The following is a 16409-nucleotide window of genomic DNA, read 5'->3' as shown; positions in this document are numbered from 1 at the left end:
GTAGACCCAAAAGTGTGAAGAAGCCCGCATGTAGCGGGCTTTTTTTGTTCGGTGCGGTGAGTGGACTCGGGACATAGGTAACAGACGCATCGGGACATGGGTTACACATCCAGGGACGTTCTTTTTGACGGTCTTCGGGACACAAAACGCGAAATGCGCTCTTTGTGTACCATGCAGATTGCTTTACGCGCTCGGTGCCCGCTTCGTGACTTCGCACGCGCTGAATTGCCGTGATCAGCGCAGTCGGATTCGAAGCACCCGTGATCCCCACGCCTTGTGCCGGATGAACTGACATGCAGATAGAGTCGTTTCAGATTGCCGTGCCTGACGCCGACATAGACGATCTTCGCCGCCGCATTCGCGCGACACGCTGGGCACCGGCGACACCTTCGCCAGCCTGGCAGCAAGGCGTGGATTCCGCCTGGCTGCGCGAACTCGCACAGTACTGGGCCGAGCATTTCGATTGGCGCGAAGCCGAGCGCCGCTTGAATCTGCAACCGCAATTTCTTGCCGAGGTCGAAGGGCAGCGCGTGCACTTCGTGCATCGGCGCGGTGTCGGCCCGACGTGTTATCCGCTCGTGGTTACGCATGGCTGGCCGGGATCGTTTTTTGAGTTCCACGCACTGCTCGACCGCTTATGCGACCCGGCCGCGTTCGGCTGCGATCCGGCCGACGCGTTCGACGTCGTCGTTCCCTCGCTGCCCGGTTTCGCGTTCTCCCAGGCGCCGATAGAACCTGGAACCTCGTCGTTTCAGGTGGCGGACTTGTGGGCTTCGCTGATGCGTGGCCTGGGTTACGAGCGTTTCGGCGCCCAAGGCGGCGATCTCGGTGCCGGCGTCTCGATCGCGCTCGCGTCGCGGCATCACCAGGTTGTCGACGGCATTCATCTCAACTTCTTGCCGAGCTCGTACGAACCCGCAAACGGCGCCGCGCAGACTCCGCTCACGCCTGCTGAAGAGACTTATCTGCGGGAGAAGATCGAATGGGCTGCGCTCGAAGGCGGCTACGCCCATATGCACACCACGAAACCACAGACTGTGGCGGCGTCGCTAAACGATTCACCGGTCGGGCTCGCTGCATGGATTGGCGAGAAGTTTCGCGCATGGAGCGATTGCGACGGCGAGATCGAGCGCGTGTTCTCGAAAGACGAATTGCTCACCAACATTTCGCTCTACTGGCATACGCAGAGTATCGGCCCGGCAATGCAGATGTATTGGGAAAACCGGCTGCAGCCGATCCGCTTCACCGAGGGGCAGCGCGTCGTACCGCCTGTGGGGTTCGCTCATTTTCCCAAGGAGATCAATCATCCGCCGCGCACGTGGCTCGAACGGACCTTCAACGTCATGCAGTGGACCGATATGCCGAGCGGTGGCCATTTCGCTGCGATGGAAAAACCGGATCTGCTGGCTGCCGAGATTCGCAAGTTTTTCCGGAAGTTGAGACGCTAGGTGCGTCAACAGGCGAGCGCGGCGGCGCAACGGTGAATTCAGGGGATGCGCGGCGCGGAATGCGCCGCGCCGGCTTACTTCGAGACTAGCTCGGCAGCGCGTGCGGCCTCGGCAGGCAGGATCAGATGGGCGGGCGCGTGGTGTGCGGTGCGGCGTGCCGCGATGAAATACAGTACGGCAGGCACGATCAGCCCGACGATCCAGGATATGTCGGTGCCGTCGAGCCTATCGACGAGCGGGCCGGTATAAAACGCGCTGGAAATGAACGGCAACTGGACAAGCACCCCGACCACATAGACAAGGATGCCGGTCACATTCCAGCGGCCGTAACGGCCGTTCGGATCGTAGAGCGCCGGGACGTCGTAGCGGTCACGGGTAATGAAGTAGTAGTCGACGAGATTGATCGCGCTCCACGGCGTAAAGAAGGCCAGCAGGAACAGGATGAACGACGAGAACTCCTTCAGGAAAGCATGGCGCCCGGCCAGCGCGAGCCACATCGCGAGGCCGACCATGCCGAGGATGTAGAAGAGTCTGCTGCGCTGTGAGAGGCTCCGGTCGCCGCGAAAGCCGCTGATCACGGTGGCGATCGACATCACGCTGCCGTACGCATTCAGCGTGGTGATGGTGATCTTGCCGAAGGCGATCGCGATGTAGAGCAGTACGGCAATCGTGCCCGTTGCGCCCAGGCCGACCACGAATGACACCTCGTGGCCCGAGAACTGTTTGCCGGCGAGCGCCGCGGCGAACACGCCGAACACCATCGAGACCTGCGCGCCGATTACCGCGCCGAGCGCAATGGCCCAGAACGTTTTGCGCGGCGACGTGGAGCGCGGCAGATAGCGCGAATAGTCGGCCACGTAGGGGCCGAATGCGATTTGCCACGAAGCCGACAGCGACATGGACAGCAGGAAGCTGCTGAGCGTGAAATGACGATTCGCGAGCAGCGCCGGGATATCGTGGCCGATCAGCAGTTGCGCGAACATGTAGACGAAGGCAATCACGCCGACCACGCTGGCGATCCGCCCCACGACGTGAATCACGCGATAGCCGATCACCGTGAAGATCACGATGACCGCGGTGAACACGACGATCCCGACTGCGTCGCTCACGTTCAGCAGTTGCGCGACGGCCTGACCCGCCAGTACCGAACCGCTTGCGGAGAAGCCCACATACATGAGGCATACCAGCACAATCGGAATCACCGCGCCATATACGCCGAACTGCACTCGGCTCGAGATCATTTGCGGCAGGCCGAGTTGCGGGCCTTGCGCGCCATGCAGCGCCATCACACCGCCGCCGATGATCTGGCCGATCAGCAAACCGATCAGCGACCAGAACACGTCGCCACCCAGTACTACGGCGAGCGCCCCGGTGACGATGGCGGTAATTTGCAGATTGGCGGCGAGCCACAGTGTGAACTGGCTGAAGAGGCCACCGTGACGTTCGTTGTCGGGAATGTAGTCGATGGTGCGACGCTCGGCGATGACGCGAGCTTGCGTGCCGCCTTGGGATGCAGACATGGAAATCCTCTTACCGTGGCACGCATGGTTCGCGTGCCGCCAACGCTGGACAGTCGACCGGGCGAAGTCTCCCGGGTCTCCCGATCGCCGACGCCGGACGGCGGCTAACGACCAGGGGAGACTTTATGTGATTCAAAATGTCTAGACAAGTTAACTTTTTGATCGTTTACCCGAAATGTCGTGTCGTTTCATATTTGGTCAAAAACATTTCCCAAGCTTACGATTTGTGGGCATCTTCCATTTCCATGATGATTTTTGCCAAATTGATTCGACCGGATTTATTTTGCCAATTTGGCTAGACAAGATGTCGAATGACTATGCCTGAGTCGAATATCAAATTTGGTCAGGGCTGATCGCGGCGGTCCTTCGGCCACGTATGATCGAGGAGCGTTACAGCACCCGTTTTTTCCGCATGCCGGCGGTCGCTGTGCTGTCGACTCGCCAGAACCCGATGTACCATGAAATGGCAGCGCCCCGTACGCGCCTGATTCGCGAGGACAGGCATCCGCGTTCACGGGCAACAGGAACAACGCAGCAACGAGGGCCCTGAGTGCAATACGTCTCAGGGAAGGCTCTGCGGAACAATAAAAAACAATGCAAAAAATGAAGGCCATTACGCGGCGTGTTATCTACTTCACGCGCGATCCTTCGCCAGCGCTACTGGCGAGCTTTGAGGAGCGCGACTGGGCAGTTGAAGTCATCGGTTCGGTTCACGACGTGCGGCAAGCCGTGCATGACGGCTCGCTGGCGGCCGGGCTGGTCGATTTGTCGAGCGTGTTCGACTCCCGCGACATCGCCGCGCTGGAAGCCTGCCTTGCGATGCCGAACATCGGGTGGGTGGCGATAACGGCGGCGCCCGAACTCGATGACGCCGCTGTGCGCAGGCTGGTGCGTGACTATTGCTTCGATTACGTGACGCTCCCCGCCGCGAACGCCAGGATTGTCGATACGGTAGGCCATGCATGCGGCATGATCTCGCTGGGCGAGCCCGTATTCGTCGATACGTCCACGGCTGAAGGCGAGATGATCGGCACGTGCGATGCAATGCTCGCGTTATTCCGTTCGATCCGCAAAGTCGCGGCAAACGACGCGCCTGTCTTCGTCTCCGGTGAATCCGGCACAGGCAAGGAACTGACAGCGGCGGCGATTCACGCCCATTCGCCGCGTCGTAACCAGCCGTTCGTCGCCATCAACTGTGGTGCGATTCCGCCGCATCTGCTGCAGTCAGAACTGTTCGGCTATGAGCGCGGCGCTTTCACTGGCGCGAATCAACGCAAAATAGGGCGCGTCGAAGCCGCTCACGGCGGCACCGTGTTTCTCGATGAAATCGGCGATCTGCCGTTCGAGAGTCAGTCGGGCCTGTTGCGTTTTCTGCAGGAGAACACCATCGACCGGCTGGGCGGCAACGGTTCGATCGACGTCGACGTGCGCATCATCTCCGCCACTCATGTCGATATGGAGGCCGCAATTGAAGACGGGCGCTTCCGTGCTGACCTGTATCACCGCTTGTGCGTACTGCGAATCGACGAGCCGCCGCTTCGCGCGCGCGGCAAGGACATCGAACTGCTCGCGCTGTACACGCTGGACCGCTACAGGAAAGACGCGAGCCGCCGGCTGTACGGTTTTTCGCCCGACGCGATCGCAGCGCTGCATCAGTACGACTGGCCCGGCAACGTGCGGGAACTGATCAATCGGGTTCGTCGCGCCATTGTGATGTCGGAGGGGCGCACGATTACCGCGGACGATCTCGAACTGTCGGGTTACGTCGCGATCACGCCGGTGACGCTCGCGCAAGCACGCGAGACAGCGGAGCGGCAGGCGATCGAACTCGCGCTGCTGCGCCATCGCGGGCGGCCCGGCGACGCCGCGCGCGAACTCAGCATTTCACGCGCGACGCTGTACCGTTTGCTCAGCACGCACGGCATGCGATATGGGGAAGACAACGCGGCCGAAAGTTGACGCAAGGATCGTGTGCGGCACTCAGGTAACTTATTCACTCAACTGTCAAAAAGCCCGTTGTTGTCGCGTACTTTCGACCGGCCGAAAGCGGATTGACGGCACCCGCGTTGTGTCTCGCTGGCTTTTGGCGGAAAGGCAACGCACGGACGTGAAACGATAGGTCATACCTGATCCCTGCGCCCCGGTTCATCCGACTCCATCGCCGCAGATCAGCCCACCCGGCTCGAGCGTGACGCCATGAAGGCGCGAGCCGCGGCACGACGGCTGCGCACCTTGCGCGGGCTTCTGGTTTGCCCCACAAAAGGACATGTGGATCGATCCGCGAACGATAACGGCAGCGCTGGAAAAAGCGAACCGTCTCTCACGCCAGGTGAGGAGCAACGTGAATCTTTTTCCTTGCACGCTAGTTTATGTGGATGTCGATGCGAGTCCGGGTCCCAACTCGACGAATCGCGATCCGCTGTCGTATGTGAGTCAGGCGATCTGCCTGAACAACAGCTTGCGGCAGGTCGGCATGCCGGCGCTGACCATCATGACCAACGCGCCGGCGCTGGTCGCGCAACGGCTCGATAGTATGGCGGCAAAGCACCGGCCCGCGCTGGTGACATTGAATGCGACGATCGAGTTGCCGAAGAACACGCCGTTCTACGCCGCGCATTTCAAGCTGGATCTGATGGATCAGATGGCCGATTCGCTGCCCACTGACACGATGCTGTTGCTGCTCGACGCCGACATGGTCGCGTTGCTTCCGCTCGAGCGCAATCTGATCGAGCGCTGTGCTGAAGCCGGGATTGGTGCATTCGATATTTCGGATCAGGTATTTCCGCCGTACGGCAGCGAACAGGTCGTTGCGGATCTGGAAATCGTGGCGGGCAAGCGGCTCAGAAATCCGCGCTGGTACGGCGGCGAGTTTCTTCTGGCGACGCCCGCCGCATTGCGCCGCCTGGTGCCGCGTGCACGCGCCAGTTACGCGCGCTATATCAGCGAAAGCGGGCGCGTGAAGCATCACGGCGACGAAGCGTTTATTTCCGCGGCGCTCAATGCGCTGGTCGATGAAGGGCAGGGGCTGATCGAGGTCGGCGCTTATCAGGCCGTTGGCCGTCATTGGCCCGGCAATAATTATCGGGACATGCGCTGGTTTCGCTGCTGCTCGTTCGTTCATTTGCCGGGCGGCAAGGCGTTGCTCGAAAAGGAGGCGCGTTTTGCCGAATTTGCGCCGGATCGTTTCTGGCGCCGTATGCGTGTGGCGCATCTGCGTGGCCGTGTGCGTCACGCGGTGAAACGCATCGCCCGGTTGCTGAGTGTGGAACGCCTCGCCACGTGGTCTGCTTACGCGGTGCGCAGCGTGAAGAGTTAGGCGCTTGCGCGGGCGGCCGTCCACGCTGCTCCGGGTCCAATAAGGCCAGTCGAAGAGCATCAGGACGGTCGGCGGCAGCGGCGCCTGATTCTCTGCGAGCCGCCGCCGGGGGTTTTACGTCGATGAAGGCGGGAAAAACCCGTGATAACGGGAATTGCCGGTTGCGCCAGTCTCAGCGAGATGGCCGGTTGCGCCCACCGACAGAAGCGTTTCAACTGTGGCGGCGCGATTCGAAACGAATGTCCACTGTGGGGCAGTCTCCTGCGATCCGGAGGTCGCGTGAATCTGGCGCAGCGCAGTCAGCAGCGCTTCGCTATCCGGCGAATACATGACAAAGCCTTCGTTCGCGAGCGCAGCATCGTTCAATCCCAGCTTGAGGCATACCTGCATACGCAGCGGCGCCTCGAGCTGGTTCGCGCGACGCGACTGCCCAACCAGTTCGACGGTCGTCGCATCGACCAGCATTCCCTGCCTCTGCAGCGGCTTGCCCTGCCACGCATCTGAAGGACATCCCTTGTTTTCCGGCACTAACTCGACGAACGGATTGATTTCGGCGGGATAGATCCGGCACACCAGCGGTCGTTGTTCATAGATGCCGCAGCGCATGTCGGCGTGCAGATTGGGACATGCGCCACCGAATGCCGCGGCGAGAACGACCGAGACGCGGACCGGCAGGCTTCCGCTCATTGCCGGTGACGAGCGAGCCCGTTTGTATTCAGCTTGAGCATTGCCGGGCTCGGGTTCGACCGGCCACGGTATGGCCTCGCAGATGAGTTCCATTTGGCCGCCGCGCTCAAGCCACGCGATCGCCTCGGCAACCGTCAACGCCAGGCGCAAGTCGTGGCAGCATTTGCCGCATGCGGTACATCCGAAATCGATGTCATCCACCCTGATTTCCTATTCAAAAATGTCAGCGTTGTTGTTAGTCGAAGCAGATCCGAAGTTCTGACAGGGATCCGTAAAAAAGTGGGGCGCCGGGCTTCATTGTGCCGTATGCGAATACTCGCGCAATTCGCCTGCAATGAAAGCGTGTCCGAGACCGCCGTCATCGAGCCACGCACGTGTTGTCTCTGCGGCAAGGGCGATCAGGCGAGCGCATTGCGTGTAGTCGTAAGGTGAAATGTTGAGCGGACAAACCGGGGGCGCCACGAAGAGTTCGGCGCGGGTGGCGTAGAACTCCAGATCGCGAACCAGCTGGCGTGCAATGACGAGCGTGAGCGCGTGCGTGGCCTGAGCGATCGCGCTGGTAGGCGGCACATCGAGCGGGCAGGCGAAAACCGCGGGCAGAACGATAATTCGGGTCGCGCCAAGCGCGATTGCAACCGATATCGGCGTGTTATCGGCCACGCCGCCATCGACGAGGTCCCTGCCGTCGATTCGTACGGATGGAAACACCCCGGGAATCGCCGCGCTAGCCAATACGGCATCGACCACCGGACCGGACGATATGACGACTTCGTTACCCGAAAGCAAATCGGTGGCGACAATGTGCAAGGGCAACGCCGCTTGCTCCACGCGTGTAAATGACAGGTTCTTTTCGAGCAGAATACGCAGCGCCGTCGCCTCCACGAGGTGCGTGCGGCGCCCCAGCACCATGTCGAGCAGCCCGAACATCGAGAACGGCATGATGTCCTGACGGCGTACCCGGCACCACAACGCCTCGAGCATGGCCACACCGTCACGCGTCGGATTTCCCGCGAAATAGGCGGCATTAATCGCGCCCGCGGATGCGCCGACGACGAAATCAGGACGCTCGCCTCGATTGACCAGTTCCCGCAGCATGCCGACTTCTATCGCACCCAGACTGCCTCCGGCTGAAAACACGAAGGCGGTGAGCGGGGCGCGCAGCGGCTCGGCCTGGAGATTGGATAGTGTGGAATCAGTCGATGACATGTCGGCCTCCCTTTCACACTCTACGCCTTACCGGCGCAGCAGGCGTGGCCTGGACACTGCGCCGGTTCCAGATCGGGCGCGGCGAGCATTTCAGGGCGTGGTCGTTCTATACGCGGCTCAGCGCGATGCCAATTTGGGGTTATTTCATTCGATAGCGACTCACAGCGCGGCATTGCAGTGAATGGCTGAGTCATTGCGTGTTTATTTTCTTTGGCGAACTCACTGGCTAGTTAATTTTATAAACACGTTCACTATCGTCACATCGCATATCACATTCCGCACTGCAATAAAATAAAGTTTCTCGTAGAGATGTACGCCCGTTCCGCTTTTAGAGTATTAACTCTGTCGATTACTTGATGCATTCGATCTTCATACACGGTTGCTAGTGCAAGAAAGATTGTGAAAGGAAGTTGACACGAGAACGTTTGCCAATCTAGGCTACGCACTGTCGCTAAAAACTGATCTGATTCCTGTCCACCTGCATGGAGATGCAGGTAAGCCGCTGCTTTGCCCATCGATCAGGCGATAGCGTGGAAACGAATGACGATGGCTGATCGCCGTCGTCGAAATGAAAGAATTGTAATGATTTATCTGTGTAATTCTAAAATCAGCCACAAGTGCTGAGGCAGTAACACGTCCATATATTCTCGCTAGCAGTCCGGCGCTAGTGCGGGAGACCTTTTTCGCTGAAAAGAAGAGAAACACAGCCTAAGTACTCAACGCACTTTCTTTATGCCGATTTTGTCAGTCGAGGATTAACAATGCGTATAAATTTCCGATTACAGATACAGTGCCTGGCGCTAGCCGGAATAATGGTTCTGGCTGGCTGCGGCGGTTCAGACGGCTCGGCATCACTCTCGAGCAAGTCCGCCCAGACGCCCGCGGCGGCCTCCGAAGTGGCGCTCGCGCCACCCACGGCGCCGATCGTTGCGGACACATCGATCAACAAGAGCGTGCCGCCGGTCGAGTTACCCGACACGGTCACGCCGATCAACTACAAGCTGTGGTTCCGGCCGAACCCGGCACTCTCCTCATTCGACGGCCGCGCGGACGTCCAGATCAAGGTGCTGAAGGCTGTCAATGCGATCACGATCGCGGGGCACCGCGTCAAATTCACGAACGGCACGATCACGCTGCAGCCGGGCAACATCCAGTTGATCGCCACGCCGCAAGACGACGGCGATTTCTACCAGCTTCGGCCGGTGAGCGGGCAGATCGCCGCCGGCAACTACTCGCTGCACATGGAGTGGAGCGGCATTATCAACTTCAAGACCTATGACGATCCGGTCGCCAAAACCGGCGGCAGTTGCGGCGACGATCCCTATCCGGGTTGCTCCGCGGCGGAGGGCGTATTCCGCGTCGATCTGAAGTCGACCGATGGCACGACGAGCGGCGCAATTCTCACGCAAGGTGAATCGAACCTCGCGCGGCAATGGTTCCCTGGCTGGGACGAGCCGGCTTTCCGGCCCACCTATGAGGTGAGCGCGGAAGTCCCGCAGAACTGGAACGTCGTGTCGAACGCCGCGGAGAAGCCCGCCGTGAACGTGGATAGCGGCTACAAGCTGGTGTCGTTCGAAAAGACGCCGCCGATGCCTTCGTATCTGCTCTTCTTCGGCGGCGGCCAGTTCGACATTCTCGAAGACGACTTCTCGAGCCCGCTGCCCGACGGCAAGGGTCTGCATCTGCGCATTTTCACGCCGCCCGGCATGCGTGACTGGGCGAAACCGGCCATGCAGCAGACCAAGCAGGCGCTCGATTACTACTATCGCTACACCGGTATTCCATTGCCGCTCACCAAGTTCGACACGATCGCCGCGAACGACGCGTTCAAGGAGCAAAAGGACCTGAACTTCGGCGGGATGGAGAACTGGGGCGCGATTCTCGAATTCGCCGACGACATTCTGCCGGCGCCGGGCACGACCATGTCCGACTATGGCGTGACGGTTCTGACGCATGAAGCCGCGCACCAATGGTTCGGCGATCTGGTCACGCTCGACTGGTGGGACGATGTGTGGCTGAACGAATCGTTCGCCACGTTCTTCGAAAACAAGACCAAGGTGCGCTTCTTCCCGGACCGCTTCAGCTGGGTCGACGACGTAAAGAACAAGTACGCGGTAATCAACGCCGATCTGAAATCCACTGCGTTCCCGGTGCAGCCGAACTTCAACGGCTGGGCGTCGAACGACTTCGTGCTGAGCGCAAGCGCCTTTACCTATGACAAGGGCGGCCATGTGCTGAAGATGCTGGAGAACTATCTCGGCGAGGAGGTGTTGCGCAAGGGGCTGCAGTCGTATCTGGCTGACTATTCGCTCGGCAACGGCACGCCGAAGCGTTTGTGGGACGAACTGGCCAAGGCAAGCGGTGAGCCGATGGTCGCGATTGGCGACAGTTTCGTGCGGCAAACCGGCGTACCTTTGCTTTCGCTCGACACCCAGTGCGATCTGACGACCAATCAGACCGTGGTCACGCTGAAGCAGTCGCCATTTCCGAACCAGAACCAGTATCCCGGCACGCAATGGACCATTCCGTTGACGCTCGCCTACGGCGACGGACTGACATCGCGCAAGACGATTGCGATGAAAGACGCGCAAACGCAGGTGCGCCTGAACGGTTGCTCCGCTGTGCTTGCGGATCCGAGCGGTCTCGACTACTACGTGACGAACTACAGCAACAACGCGTGGAGTCAGTTGCTGGCGCAGGGTAACGCGCTGAAGGATCCGGTATTGCTGACCAGTCTGCAACTCGAGGCCAAGCTTCTGGTGAAGAACGGTCTGGCGGATCCGTCGCGTGCTACCAGTATCGGTTCGCTGAGCCCAACTGCCGCGCCGCTTGCACGTCAGATGTTGATGACCGCGCCGACGACACAATCACTGCGTCCGACGATCCGGTATCAAGGCAAGTTCAAGCTGAAGCCGCAAGCGCAGCAGGCGCAATAAGCCCGGTAAGCCAGATCGACGGCATCGAGCCGTACCGAGCCGTCGTAAAGGGCAGAGCCGTGGCCCGCATCCTCCGTGATGCGGGCCACGGCACGACTACATGGACCGTCTGCACGCGGTGCCTCCGCTGATCACCCAACAAAATCCCGGCTGAAACGATGAGATTGACGCAACTGCCGGATCATGCCGAACGCGGTCGGCGCTCCAGCCAATTCCGCAACAGACCTGCCAGAAGCGCGCTAACGAGCACGACAAGGTAAAGCGTGACGAGACTGTGGCGCCATGTATCGAGCGTAAGCTGGTGCGCCAGCAGTTTCGAATCAGGCGCCGGCAGGAAAGCATGCATTGCCACGACCGCTTGCTTCATCCGCAGAAAACCCACTGCGGAAAGCAATGGCAAAACAATGAGCAAGGCAAGCAGTGCGGGCCTCGCGCGTTGCATCGCCGGATAGTGACGCAAGCGAAACCACACGCCGAGGCAACCATGGATCCAGCCTGGCGCTAGCAGTGCGAGCTGCAGACCCTGCGTGCCGCTCGCGATCAGCGCTATCACGATCCGCTCGTAGTTCGGCTCGAAACCATATAGCGACGCCGCGAGGCGCGTCGCGACCGCATGCCGGATCAGCAGCAAGGGCAGGCTCAGGCCGGCCCACAGCCGGATCCATTCGGCGGGTGGGAGCGACCAGTGACGACGCCCGTAAATCGTGCGCACAGCGAGCGCGAAATGGAGCAGGGCCGAACCGTACAACAGGATCGTGCCCGGCGCGCTGTGCCAGATCCACAGAGCGAACGTGAGCCCGCGTCCGGCAAGATCGAGCGACCAGATACCGAGCGCATGATTGACCAGGTGCAAAAACAGATAAACGAGCAGCACCACGCCCGATCCGAGTTGCAGGCGGCGCAGAATGGTCTGCAAATCCGGTCGCACATTACCCTCCCTTCAATTCGTATGCTCCGCAAGACGGCTTGAGAGACCGCCGGCAAGCATGCCGCCGCGCAGGCCCGGGCATTGCCTCACGCTCTGCGAGCGGGCGGGGTGGTGCGTTTCTGATGCCCGCCCTGTTGTACCGTACCCAGGCGTACCGCTTCGGCAAATCGCTGTAACGCGGACAGCGAGCCGCACACGCTCTGATACTGCTCGCGGCCAATCCTGCCGTCGAGGATGACCGCCATGCCCGAGGCACGGGCCATGCCGATGATATCCATGTTGGCTACTCCTTTCAGGTTCTCTCATCTGCAAGACCGCCGCCGCGGCGCGGTTATTCCCATTTGTTCCGGCCTCAGACATATAGGCCCACGCGGCTGGATTCGCCAACCGGTGCGCTAATTTGCTGTTCCTGGAATAAAACCGGCGGTGCGGCAGTCTTCCTGATGAACCGAGTCGTGAGGGCCGCCGGATCATCCCGCGGTTTGCCTGCGAATCTTTATCGTGAGGTCAACATGTCGTCACACCATTCATCCGATCCTGCGTTCGACCCTGCATTCAACCCCTCCCGTCGCGGCGCGCTGAGATGTCTCGCCTTCGGTGGAGTCGGCACGGTCTTCGTTCTTGCCGGCGGCATTCTCACGCCGGTGGAGCTGGCCCTCGCAGCCGATGCGAAATCATCCTCGATGTCCATGGGCGTACCGCTTTTCCTGCAGATCAGCGATTCGCATATCGGCTTCAATAAAGAAGCCAACCCGGACGTTGCCGGCACGCTCAAGCAGACGATCGACTACGTCAACGCCATGCCGGTCAAGCCTGCGCTGACCATCCACACGGGCGATATCACGCATCTTTCCAGGCCGGCGGAGTTCGATCTGGCGGCGCAGTTGATGTCGGGCCTGAATATCACGGAACTCCACACTGTGCCGGGCGAGCATGACGTGACGGACGGCCCCGGAACCGAATACTTCAGCCGCTTCGGCAAGGCTTCGGACAACAGAGGTTATTACAGCTTCGACCACAACGGTGTGCACTTCGTCGCGCTCGTCAACGTGATGCATTTCAAGCCTAACGGCCTGGGTGGTCTCGGCGACGATCAACTCGCCTGGCTGGAAAATGATCTGAAGGGCCGCTCGTCCAGCACGCCGATCGTCGTCTTTGCACACATGCCGATGTGGACGATCTACGAGCCGTGGGGGTGGGGCACGGGCGATGCCGGTCAGGCAATGAGTTATCTGAAGCGCTTTGGCTCGGTGACCGTGCTGAACGGCCATATTCATCAGATCGTGTCGAAGGTCGAAGGCAATATCACCTTCCATACCGCGCGCTCAACAGCCTATCCACAGCCGACCGCCGGCAATGGCCCGGGCCCCGGGCCACTTACGGTCGCAAGCGACCAGCTCCCAAAGATGCTCGGCGTGACCAGCATAAAAATCGCGCGTCATCCGCTCAAAGCGACGCTTGCCGATACGACGCTCGTTTGATTTCAGTTTTTTTTCTCTCGCAGGAGATCAGTTATGCAAATTAATACTATTTGCCGCACGTTCTTTGTGCTACTCGGGAGTTCGGCGCTCGTCGCGGCGTCGGCGGGACTTTCCGTTGCGCGGGCAGAGACGCCCAACGCCGTGGTCATCAAGAACTTCATGTTTTCGCCGATGGCGCTGACGGTCAAAGCCGGCTCCACTGTGACCTGGAAAAATCTCGACGGCGAGCCGCATACGGTCGTGAACGACGCGGGTATGTTCCGTTCCGCCGCGCTCGACCAGAACGACACGTATCAGTTCAAGTTCGACAAACCGGGCGTGTACAAGGTGTTTTGCGGCATCCACCCGAATATGAAAGAAACAATCACCGTGCAATAGGTGCCGGATTCAGTGGGGGCGCCACGCGCCCTCACTGAGCACGCGTAGCGTTTTAAGCGATGACCACAAATCGGCGCTTCATATTGGCGTGTTTATTGCATGACAGAGAGCCGCAGCGCATGGTCGAATCGCCGGCCTCCAGTCCACCGTAGGAATGGCCCGCATCAGCTCACAGCACGACCCGTGATCTACGCGGCGTTGAATCTTTTACCTGTCTTATCGGTGCATAGCAGGCTCGCAAAACCGGCGTTTAAAGCGCAGCATCACCGTATGGTCGCTACCCGGCGTAGCGGAACCCATTCATCGAACAACTCCAGCTCGACCACCGCTGAATCGTGCGAACAATGTCTGCCTAAATGTCAGACGTAAGGATTCCGGAGAGTATTGCGATGTTCAACGATACCGACTTGCCAAAATCTGCTGTAGAGAATCCGGATACTGGCTTCGACGCCGGCGCTGAGCCGTCGGCTGCGGCACCGCCTGTGCGCTTCGGACGTCTTGCACTATGCGTCGCGACGGCAAGCGCGCTAGCTTTTGGCGTGGTGGGCACGGTGGCGTACGGCGTCTGGTTCAACCGTGATCAGCAAACGTATGCCGACGCCATGGCGGGCGCCCGGCAGGCGCTCGGGACCGCTGCGTCGGCGGCTATAGGCCCGGCGTCGGCGAAATCGATGGCACCGCCAAAGGCGGCAATTTTCGCCGCAGCGCCGCAATCGGTGACGACGACAGCAGGAGCGGAGCGGACAGCGTCCGGCATGCACGCCAATGTCGCTGCGCCAGTGACAAAGGCAACGCAGACAACGGGAGATACACCTGCAACCGCGCAAATGCAGGCAACAGCGGCAGCATCGGACGGAGAAGAAGGAAGCAAACAGGCCTCGTGGTCTGGTCCGGTCACGCGGCTCCCGACGCCGGCGGCCAGTCAAACCAGCATCGCCGACGCAACACCCGCCGCAACCGCGCCTTCTGTCCCTGCCGCTCAGCGCGCGGCACACCCGTCCCAACAGTTGGCGTCCAGCCGCCCCGGCAGAGACGCGCGTCTCGCCCAGCAGGATCGTCGATCATCTTCGACTGCGAATTCCAGGCACAAGGAAAGTCTGTTCGCCCGGATGAGTTCGTTTTTTCGTCGCGTAAGCTATCGCCAGCATGGCACCGGAAGCCAGCAAACCAGCTATTCCCATCCCTGAGCGGATTCGCATCCGGCGCGCTGTTCGTGGGCGCGCCTTCGCGATCCGCTTCAGGCCGGGCCCGGCTGCGATCGCCGCCGCCTCGCTGGTTTGCCTCCTGATTGGCCTTCTGTATCTTGTGCTGCAGATCAGGACGATTTTTTCCGATCAATTGAAGCAGGAATATACGGGGCTGGTTCTCGAAGCGGTTGAACGTGCAGAAGGCGCCCGGAGTCTGGCCGGCCTCTGGGCACAACTGCCCGACGCCACGGCGGGCAGAGCCACCGGGTATCTGCACGCTCGAACCGAACTTACCCATCGCCTCACCTCGCTCGCGGCGCTGGTGAATGCGAGTCCGTCGGCGGCGCCGCATCTGCTTGCGTCTTCGCTTGCACCCGACGCCGATCTGCGCGGCACGGATGCGCTGCTCAATGACGTGTCGACATATTGGCGAGCGCAGCGTGACATCGACAGTGCCGACGTACGCGTGCGGATTGCCCACGTCGCGCGCACGCTCATCGCGTCGGCGGCACTGCTGTTCTGCATGCTGATCACCGCGTTGGGAATGTACGCCAAACGGAATCTTCAGCTGGCGGGGCAGTCGCACGAATTCGAGCACGCGGCGCTGCACGATGCGATGACCGGCTTGCCGAACCGGCGCAAGCTGTTTGCCACGCTCGACGAGGCGGCGACGAGATCGCCCGCGGTCGCGGCGTCTTGCAAATTTGCCGTGCTGTATGTCGATCTGGATGGATTCAAGCAGGTCAATGACTCGCTCGGGCACCGGGTCGGGGATGAATTTCTGATCGCGGTTTCGAAACGCTTTCGCGAGTCGGTGCGTAAAGGCGATGTCGTCGCCCGGATCGGCGGCGATGAATTCGCCGTCCTGGTCCGGGAATTTTCAACAAATGCAGAGCTCGGCGAAATCGCCCGGCGGCTCATTGCCTGCGTGGTTCAAACAGACCAGGAGATGGGGGTCGGACTGGTTCGCGCCAGTATCGGCATCGCCAGTTTTCCAGATTCCGTCGACGATTATCATCGCCTCGTGGCCGCGGCCGACGAAGCGATGTACCGGGTCAAGCGCAGCGGCAAGAACAGTTATGCGTTCGCTGACCCGGCGAATTGACGGGCGCCTTTACGAGGTTTGCGTCTCTTGCGTCTCTTGCGTCGCGGGTTTCACCTTCGCCTTGCGGCGCGAGGCGTCATGGATAACCTGATGGCGCCGGTGGTCGGTCATATTTTTCCATTCGCGAATCTCGTCCCGGGTGCGCAGGCATCCAATGCAGAAGCCCGTTTTGCCGTCAATTTTGCAGATGTCGATGCAGGGTGATTCAATTGCCATA

At 60.4% G+C, this 16409-nt stretch carries 14 protein-coding genes; 8 read left to right on the top strand and 6 right to left on the bottom strand.

Annotated elements, in window-relative coordinates:
• The first annotated feature begins 293 nt into the window (after window positions 1-293).
• Entirely contained in the window at window positions 294-1448 is a 1155-nt protein-coding gene (locus ACUN0E_RS14460; RefSeq protein ID WP_445567023.1) for an epoxide hydrolase family protein, read from the top strand.
• 74 nt (window positions 1449-1522) lie between these two features.
• Here ACUN0E_RS14460 and ACUN0E_RS14455 read toward each other — a convergent pair whose 3' ends face one another.
• Window positions 1523-2968, bottom strand: a complete 1446-nt coding sequence (locus ACUN0E_RS14455) for a purine-cytosine permease family protein (protein WP_445567022.1) — start codon at window positions 2966-2968, stop codon at window positions 1523-1525.
• A 603-nt stretch (window positions 2969-3571) separates the two neighbouring features.
• Between ACUN0E_RS14455 and ACUN0E_RS14450 the strand changes: the two genes are divergently transcribed.
• Together ACUN0E_RS14450 and ACUN0E_RS14445 are read left to right on the top strand one after the other, a co-directional pair.
• On the top strand, window positions 3572-4927 hold the full coding sequence (locus ACUN0E_RS14450; RefSeq protein WP_408239608.1) for a sigma-54 dependent transcriptional regulator: 1356 nt from the start codon (window positions 3572-3574) through the stop codon (window positions 4925-4927).
• A gap of 382 nt (window positions 4928-5309) precedes the next feature.
• Entirely contained in the window at window positions 5310-6284 is a 975-nt protein-coding gene (locus tag ACUN0E_RS14445) for a hypothetical protein (protein ID WP_445567021.1), read from the top strand.
• A gap of 114 nt (window positions 6285-6398) precedes the next feature.
• On the opposite strand, the gene ACUN0E_RS14440 is transcribed toward ACUN0E_RS14445, so the two are convergent.
• Both ACUN0E_RS14440 and ACUN0E_RS14435 read right to left on the bottom strand, forming a co-directional pair.
• A complete protein-coding gene (locus tag ACUN0E_RS14440) occupies window positions 6399-7172 on the bottom strand; it encodes a YkgJ family cysteine cluster protein (protein WP_445567020.1) in 774 nt (257 codons plus the stop codon).
• 93 nt (window positions 7173-7265) lie between these two features.
• Window positions 7266-8177, bottom strand: a complete 912-nt coding sequence (locus tag ACUN0E_RS14435; protein ID WP_445567019.1) for a patatin-like phospholipase family protein — start codon at window positions 8175-8177, stop codon at window positions 7266-7268.
• A gap of 761 nt (window positions 8178-8938) precedes the next feature.
• Here ACUN0E_RS14435 and ACUN0E_RS14430 point away from each other — a divergent pair.
• Window positions 8939-11113, top strand: coding sequence for a M1 family metallopeptidase (locus tag ACUN0E_RS14430; protein ID WP_408336582.1), 2175 nt, complete (start codon window positions 8939-8941; stop codon window positions 11111-11113).
• Window positions 11114-11294: 181 nt separating this feature from the next.
• Here the strand turns inward: ACUN0E_RS14430 and ACUN0E_RS14425 are convergent, their stop codons facing one another.
• Both ACUN0E_RS14425 and ACUN0E_RS14420 read right to left on the bottom strand, forming a co-directional pair.
• On the bottom strand, window positions 11295-12029 hold the full coding sequence (locus ACUN0E_RS14425; RefSeq protein ID WP_445570444.1) for a hypothetical protein: 735 nt from the start codon (window positions 12027-12029) through the stop codon (window positions 11295-11297).
• A gap of 98 nt (window positions 12030-12127) precedes the next feature.
• Window positions 12128-12319, bottom strand: a complete 192-nt coding sequence (locus ACUN0E_RS14420) for a hypothetical protein (RefSeq protein WP_408224668.1) — start codon at window positions 12317-12319, stop codon at window positions 12128-12130.
• A gap of 234 nt (window positions 12320-12553) precedes the next feature.
• Here ACUN0E_RS14420 and ACUN0E_RS14415 point away from each other — a divergent pair, with 234 nt between their 5' ends.
• The 4 genes from ACUN0E_RS14415 to ACUN0E_RS14400 all read left to right on the top strand — a co-directional run bounded on the left by ACUN0E_RS14415 (window position 12554) and on the right by ACUN0E_RS14400 (window position 16192).
• Entirely contained in the window at window positions 12554-13522 is a 969-nt protein-coding gene (locus ACUN0E_RS14415; protein ID WP_408224671.1) for a metallophosphoesterase family protein, read from the top strand.
• A 33-nt stretch (window positions 13523-13555) separates the two neighbouring features.
• Window positions 13556-13900 carry a cupredoxin domain-containing protein gene (locus tag ACUN0E_RS14410; protein WP_408224674.1) on the top strand — a complete coding sequence of 115 codons (345 nt, stop codon included), beginning with the start codon at window positions 13556-13558 and terminating at the stop codon, window positions 13898-13900.
• A gap of 389 nt (window positions 13901-14289) precedes the next feature.
• Window positions 14290-15087, top strand: a complete 798-nt coding sequence (locus ACUN0E_RS14405; RefSeq protein ID WP_445567018.1) for a hypothetical protein — start codon at window positions 14290-14292, stop codon at window positions 15085-15087.
• Window positions 15047-16192: a diguanylate cyclase domain-containing protein gene (locus tag ACUN0E_RS14400; RefSeq protein ID WP_445567017.1), complete on the top strand. Its 1146-nt coding sequence runs from the start codon at window positions 15047-15049 to the stop codon at window positions 16190-16192. The genes ACUN0E_RS14405 and ACUN0E_RS14400 overlap by 41 nt, the downstream gene beginning before the upstream one ends.
• 9 nt (window positions 16193-16201) lie before the next feature.
• On the opposite strand, the gene ACUN0E_RS14395 is transcribed toward ACUN0E_RS14400, so the two are convergent.
• Complete coding sequence (locus ACUN0E_RS14395) at window positions 16202-16408, bottom strand: DUF1289 domain-containing protein (RefSeq protein ID WP_445567016.1); 207 nt, start codon at window positions 16406-16408, stop codon at window positions 16202-16204.
• Window position 16409 lies beyond the last annotated feature (1 nt).

The sequence above is a fragment of the Paraburkholderia sp. D1E genome, assembly GCF_052682275.1.
The sequence above is the reverse complement of the archived record's forward strand: the minus strand, read 5'-3'. Positions and strand labels throughout refer to the sequence as shown.